This is a genomic window from Deltaproteobacteria bacterium (assembly GCA_022340465.1).
Taxonomy (GTDB): domain Bacteria; phylum Desulfobacterota; class Desulfobacteria; order Desulfobacterales; family B30-G6; genus JAJDNW01.
Genome location: JAJDNW010000078.1, coordinates 1 through 5,565, shown reverse-complemented (window position 1 = coordinate 5,565; position 5,565 = coordinate 1). Strand labels below are relative to the sequence as shown.

The 5,565-nt window shown below is 57.8% G+C and carries 4 protein-coding genes; 2 read left to right on the top strand and 2 right to left on the bottom strand.

The window, feature by feature from the left end:
* Nucleotides 1-501: 501 nt before the first annotated feature.
* Nucleotides 502-1,626: a uroporphyrinogen decarboxylase gene (locus LJE94_12075; protein ID MCG6910847.1), complete on the bottom strand. Its 1,125-nt coding sequence runs from the start codon at nt 1,624-1,626 to the stop codon at nt 502-504.
* Between the two features lie 160 nt (nt 1,627-1,786).
* On the opposite strand from LJE94_12075, the gene LJE94_12070 reads away from it, so the two are divergent.
* Together LJE94_12070 and LJE94_12065 are read left to right on the top strand one after the other, a co-directional pair.
* Nucleotides 1,787-2,824 carry a proline racemase family protein gene (locus LJE94_12070; GenBank protein ID MCG6910846.1) on the top strand — a complete coding sequence of 346 codons (1,038 nt, stop codon included), beginning with the start codon at nt 1,787-1,789 and terminating at the stop codon, nt 2,822-2,824.
* Nucleotides 2,821-4,482: an amidohydrolase gene (locus LJE94_12065; protein ID MCG6910845.1), complete on the top strand. Its 1,662-nt coding sequence runs from the start codon at nt 2,821-2,823 to the stop codon at nt 4,480-4,482. The genes LJE94_12070 and LJE94_12065 overlap by 4 nt, the downstream gene beginning before the upstream one ends.
* Before the next feature lie 59 nt (nt 4,483-4,541).
* On the opposite strand, the gene LJE94_12060 is transcribed toward LJE94_12065, so the two are convergent.
* Entirely contained in the window at nt 4,542-5,261 is a 720-nt protein-coding gene (locus tag LJE94_12060; GenBank protein MCG6910844.1) for a cobalamin-dependent protein, read from the bottom strand.
* Nucleotides 5,262-5,565 lie beyond the last annotated feature (304 nt).

Here is a 5,565-nt window from a genome sequence, read left to right as displayed (position 1 = left end):
TTTTCGCATGTGATCCCCCCCTTGTTGTGGTACATTTCAAGATACAAAACGTTCGTCATGAAATATAGCAACAACCGGGCCATTATACTGAAAATCAACATATTGTGTCTTATTACATAGGGTTGCAATCGATTTCCTTCTCGATGCCCGGCAGCTTCATCGCCCGAGGTGACAAAAATTGTCACCCCAGACGGACAAAATTCGGCCATCCGCGGACCGGGAGGCGGCGTTGACGGCGATCTTTAAAAAAGAGATTGCCGGGTTAAAGGACCTTTTTTTCCGTATTAATGAGTGACAAGAGGCGATCAATCTGTGCATTTGAATAGGGTCCAGGGAATCCTAAGCGCACAGGTCATGGCTGATAGCATGCCATGAGCTATCAGCTATCCGCTCATTCCTCGGATCCTTATAGGTAACCCTTCAAACACAGTTTTCAGGCCGGGGTGGATGCAAAAGGGCGCGTCCCCCGGGAAGAGGCTTATTTTTCAAGAATGGAGCGGGCTAAAAGGCATGGGTGCCGGAATCCAACGCCGCTTGAACCATGGCTTTGACATTTTCGAGCCTGGCGTTGGCCGGAATGTCGCAGCCCGACTGCAGGATGAACCCTTCCGGACCCAGCTCTTCCACCAATCGGCGGCAGTAGTCGTAGACCGTGTCCGGGGCGTCCAGATAAAGCATGGCGGCCGGAACGTCTCCCATGATGCACATGTGGCCCGCCAGTACGTCCCTGGCCTTGAAGATGTCGGTTTCGCCGTCCAGGGCCATGATGCACCGCCCTTTCGGCAGTTCGCGGAAGCGCTTAAGCTCGCGGGTCCAGTCCGAATCCAGGTGGAGCAGGGCTATCAGGCCGGCGTCGACCACCTCGCGGACCAGCCGGCTGAAATAGGGCCAGACAAACCGCCGCCACATATCGGGGGACAGCATACAGGGCGCCGTGCGCCAGCCGCCCACCCAGACCAGCGGGTAACCGTGGCGGCGGGCACGCCGGATAGCGTTGGAAGCCAGGTGGGGCACGATAGCATCCATGGCGGCGGCGACCTTATCCGGTATTTCTATCAAATCCATACAGAATTCCGTCAGGGAACGCGACCCGCACAGCAGTTCTAATGGGGTGGTCACATCGCCGCCGGTCAACACAGGAACCCCCCTTTCCATCCAGAGCGCTTTGACGTCCATCGATTTTCGGAAAGGCGGCAGGTATTCATCGGGTACGTCGTTAAGAATCCGTTCGTGCATGAATTTCTTGAAATAATCCGGCCATCCCAGATCCAACAGAAGGTCGTAGTCGTCGCGCGTCATCAGTTCGGTTTCCACGACCTGCCACATGTCGTCCTCGGGCAGGTCGACCCCCGGCACGCCGACCTTGGAAAAATAGTCATAGCAAAGGTTGTAGGGCCAGAACGATCCATAATTGACGGCATCGCCTTCCCCGATCATTTCAAATGCCCGGATCATGGTTTCTATATTGACCGCGGGGAATCGAAGAAATTCGGCCATTTGGGTGCCGGTTACCTGGGCCGCAAACCCCGAATATTCAAGGACCACGGGCACACGGTCCGGCCTTTCAAGAGCCACCGCCGTCAGGATGCGATTCAACCTCTCGTCGTGTGTGCGGGCATTTTCCATTTCTACACCTGTAGCTGTACAACGTCGCGCCGGAGGGTCCCGTGAGTCGGGACGGGATGGTGGAATCTACATTACCGAGACCGGGTCTGTCAAATCCGTTCGGCAGGCTGCGAGCGGATTTTCGCTTTACAAACAGATTCCGGCGCAATAGGTATGATGCATGGACTTCAAACATCTCGTCACATCGTTGAAAAGCAGCCATCCTGCACGCATCACCACCATCGACTCCCACACGGCGGGGGAACCCACGCGCCTGATCGTCGGCGGGATAGGCGCCGTCCCGGGAAAGACCATGCGTGAAAAACGGCAGTACTTCATGGCGCATCACGACAACGTCCGCCGGCAGCTCACCTGGGAACCCCGTGGGCATCGGGGTATGTTCGCGGCCTGTCTGACGGAGCCGGTCACCGCAGGGGCTCATTTCGGCCTCATCTACATGGACCCGCGCCGCTACCCCTACCTGTGCGGTCACGGCACCATGGGCGCCGTCATGACACTGATAGAAGCGGGCTTCATTCCCGTCGAAGGCGATGAAATGCCGGTCGTTGTGGATACGCCCTCCGGTGTCATGGAGACCCGGGCCTTCATTAAAAACGGCCGTGTTGAATCGGTTGCCATCGGCATGGTGCCCTCTTTTGTGCATGAAGATCGGGCCAGGCTGGAACTGCAGGGCTACGGTCCGCTGACGGTAGCCACGGTATGCGTCGGCGGTTTTTTCGTCATGGTTTCAACCGAACAGTTGGGACTGAGCCTCGACCCTGCCAACGCGTCCCGGCTGACGGCATTGGGGATGCAACTCATCGACGCCGCCAACGAACAGCTGGTGGTCCGCCATCCGGCACGACCGGAGGTCACCACTGTCGATGTGGCCGAGATCTACGATCCCTCCTCCGATGGGCGGCTGATGGGTAGAAGTTTGGTGGTTTACGGAGAACGGCACATGGACCGCTCTCCGTGCGGCACGGGTACGACCGCCAAAATAACCCTGCTCCATCATCAGGGGAAAATAGGTCTCGAGGACACCTTTACCAATACGAGCCCCCTGGGAACGACGTTCAAGGGCCGGATCGTCAAGGAGCTCACCATAGGAGGCACCCCGGCGATCGTTGCCGAAATAAGGGGCAGTGCCCACATAACCGGTGTGCACGAATTCATCGTCGAGCCACAGGACCCGTTTCAGGAAGGATACCTGATATGACCCCACCGCCCGTCTCACCCGAACTGATTTTACTGAACGGAAAATTTCACACCATGGATGCCCGCCTGCCTGAAGCCCAGGCCGTCGCCATTTATCATGGGCAAATTCTGGCCGTCGGTGACGACGACACCATCGGCGCCATGGCCGGGGCCTCGACCCAAAAGATCGATCTGGATGGGCGTCTGGGCCTTCCCGGCATGCTCGACGCCCATTTTCACTTTTATGAATGGGCGCGGATACGGAAACAGCTGTACCTGGCGGATGTCGCCTCCCTTGCCGTGTGCCTGGACCGCATCCATGCAGCCGCAAGCGACAAAAAGCCCGGCGAATGGATCGTGGGTCAGGGTTTCAACGAGTCCGACTGGCCCGAAAACAGAATACCGACACGCAGGGATCTGGACAAAGCCGCACCGGATCATCCCGTGATTATCTGGCGCTGCGACCTGCACCTGGCAGTGGCCAACACGAGGGCCCTGGACCTGGCCGGTGTCGGCAGGGAGACCCCCGATCCTCCGGAAGGCCTGATCCAGAGGGATACCCACGGCGAACCCTCGGGTATCCTGCGTGAGCTCGCGATCAATCTCGTCAAGGAATCCATCCCCCCCATGACCGAAGAAGCGATGCTGCAGGCCATGCAGGAAGGCATGCAGGAACTCCACTCCCTGGGGGTGACCGGCCTGCACGACGTGCGCCTGATGGGCGGCGCGGAGGGTGCCGACGCACTCCGCGCCTGGTTAAAACTGGATGAAAGCGAACGGCTGCGCCTGCGAGCCTGGGTCACGCTTCCCGGAGAGCGCATCGATGAAGCGGTGGGCCTCGGCTTGAGAACGGGTTTTGGCAACAACCGCCTGCGCCTGGGCCACCTCAAATATTTTGCTGACGGGGGCATGGGCGCCCGCACGGCCTGGATGATCGCCCCCTACGTCGACGCTGGCTCGGGTATGCCGCTGACACCCATCGACGCCCTGGAACCGGCGGTGGCCCAGGCCGACGACGCCGGCCTGGCAGTCATGATCCACGCCGTCGGAGACCGCACCAACCGGGAATTGGCCCGCATGTTCGAAAGGCTTGCAAAGCGGAAAAAGCAATCCACCGGCGGCAATAAGATCTGGAATGCGAATATTCCCCATCGTGTCGAACATCTTCAGATGAGCCGCCGAACGGACCTGAAAACATTAGCCGATCTGCAAATTGCCGGGTGTGTGCAACCCCACAATCTGATCCTGGACATCAACATGATCGATCAGTGCGTGGGCGAAAAAGGCCGGCATGCATACGCCTTTCGCAATATGCTCGATGCCGGGGTTCAACTCATGTTCAGCTCGGATTGCCCGGTTGCGGATCCGAATCCCCTGGCGGGGATCCATGCCGCCGTCACACGACAGCGGGCGGACGGATCACCCGCGGGCGGCTGGTATCCGAACCAGCGGGTAATGGTCGACCAGGCGATCCGTGCGTACACGCTCACGCCGGCGATCGCCAGCGGAGCACACCACTATCTGGGCAGCCTATCCTGCGGCAAATGCGCCGACATCGTGGTATTGGACCAGGATATCTACCGTGTCGCCTCCGAAGACATCCTGGATACAGGCATCTTTTTAACCATTTTCGACGGCGACATCGTGTTTTCATCCGGGAAAGGCACCGGCCGGGTCTGAAAAAGGGGGTCGGGGCAAGGGCCATAAGGCGGGTGCTGCGGCGTTCAACGGCGCTGGACCTAAGATGACGGGCGTTCAGGCCGGCCGCCACCGGAACCTGCCGCCAGTGCGCTCAGCAGACCGATCGTTTGCGAGATATTTTTGCAGTAGCGTTCCGCACCGATGGATTTTGAAGATTCATCCATGGCTGCGTAACCACCGATAAAAAGTTTTGTTTTTTTGAGACACCCCGCTTTTTTAAGGCGGTTTCTCATTTTTTCGATGGTCGGAATGGTGGACAAAACAGATGCGGAAATACCCAGATAGTCGGGTTTGTGCCATTTAACCGCATTCACGATGCCATCCACAGCCACTCCTGAGCCTAAATCTATCGCTTGAAAACCAATGCCGCGCAGCAGGCTGGTGACGATATCTTTACCGTGCCGATGGCACTCGCCTTCGATGGTGGCCACCAAAAATTTTCCCTTTCTCAACGCTTTCATTCCGCTGTCGTGCTTGACGAGCACGGCCCTGGCATCTCCGATATTTTCGGCATGCATCACCAGATCGGGCATGGTAAATTCCCCGCGGGCGAACTTCCTGAAGGCACTATGCACGGCACGGTCCAGGACATCCGTCGATACCATCGGCAACGGCATTTTTTTCTTTATTGAAAATTGTATCAGCTCTTTGAACCCTGCCGGCGGTTTTCCACCGCGCTCCGCCTGTTGCCAAAAGGATTTAAACTCGTCTCCTGTCGAATGGCGCAGCCATTGTTCGGTATCTTGGTGAACTCTCATGGGCACCGTCCTTCGTTTCAGGCGCTCGGCCGCTTTACCGAAAACGCACCTGAAGCATTCAATCACCTTCTTCGGCTAAAGCCGAAGGCTTGTGGGTTCCAAGAGGCCCGGGGGCCAAGGATGCAAGCGACAGCGTCTCATATTCCGTCAGTCGGCAAACTGCAGGGAGCGCGCGCGCATAAATACGTCAGGCCAACACCGAATCCTGCTGTCTCGATTTCTATGCGTGGGCGGTATCTTCATTTTGGGCCGTTGACAGTAAGTCGGTGTCATCAAAAAGTATTTCAGCAGTGCTGTCTTGGGA

Excerpts from the sequence above, each read along its gene's own strand:
- LJE94_12065 (MCG6910845.1), top strand. The coding sequence starts at position 2,821 with ATGACCCCACCGCCCGTCTCACCCGAACTGATTTTACTGAACGGAAAA.
- LJE94_12075 (MCG6910847.1), bottom strand. The coding sequence starts at position 1,626 with ATGGAAAATGCCCGCACACACGACGAGAGGTTGAATCGCATCCTGACG.
- LJE94_12070 (MCG6910846.1), top strand. The coding sequence starts at position 1,787 with ATGGACTTCAAACATCTCGTCACATCGTTGAAAAGCAGCCATCCTGCA.
- LJE94_12060 (MCG6910844.1), bottom strand. The coding sequence starts at position 5,261 with ATGAGAGTTCACCAAGATACCGAACAATGGCTGCGCCATTCGACAGGA.